Consider the following 803-nt stretch of genomic DNA (forward strand, 5'->3'; position numbering starts at 1 on the left):
TACCATCAATAACCAGCGCCGCGATTAATGTGGTAACGCCATTAATGTCGTTACCTTTACTCAAACCACGTCCCGGCGTCATCATGTTCAGTGTGAGCTCATCGCCTTGGTCAACCTGAGCCAAAATTGGACTGGTTAAAATGTTCTTGTTTGTCGAGGTAATCGAGAACTCACCTGCGTTATTACTTTTTGTGCTCGGCTCAGTCGCATCACACACAAAGTTCTGGTTGAGATCGATACACACTGGTGTATCTAACAACGTACCTTTCGCAGAAATGGTTCCCGCTACGTTGTAACTTGGCGCCGTTGCGTCACCACCACCAGAACCGCCACCACAACCAACAAGGGCCAGTGAGACTGCAATGAGAGAATATTGAAACTTCATAGGTCTTATCTTCTTTTTGATGAATCGTTATTACGAGAGCGAACCACTCTCAACATTGAAAGCACAAGCAAGCCAAAGAGCGCCCAAGGTGAGCTACTCCCACCCGAGCCATTGCCGTTGCTTTTCGAAGTGGTATCAGCACCGCACTGATACTGGTTAAAGTGACTCACACCCCACGCTTTTAGTGCGCCCGAGTTGCCGACCACCCGATCGGAGACTTCTAGTCGCCACGTTCCCCAACTAGGCTCTCCAACCAACCCTTGCAGCTCTGAATCGTGCTGAACCGTGAAATAGCCCTTAAACCCACCCGATTGACTCGGCTGATGGTTAAACAGCACTACAGACTGGCCTTGTGGCGACGTCAACGTGATGTGTAAATCCGCTAAATTCGCGTGTTCGATATCGAGATAAACGGCAA

General features: G+C 49.2%; 1 protein-coding gene and 1 pseudogene. Both read right to left on the reverse strand.

Going from position 1 to position 803, the window contains the following annotated elements; all coding sequences use genetic code 11:
* Positions 1-385 (reverse strand): annotated as a pseudogene (locus R7Q11_RS25655) (DUF1566 domain-containing protein); the annotation flags it as partial.
* Positions 386-390: 5 nt separating this feature from the next.
* The coding region (locus R7Q11_RS25660) for a proprotein convertase P-domain-containing protein (protein ID WP_225466938.1) at positions 391-803 on the reverse strand (413 nt) is incomplete at its 5' end.

This window comes from Vibrio sp. 970 (genome assembly GCF_033339075.1).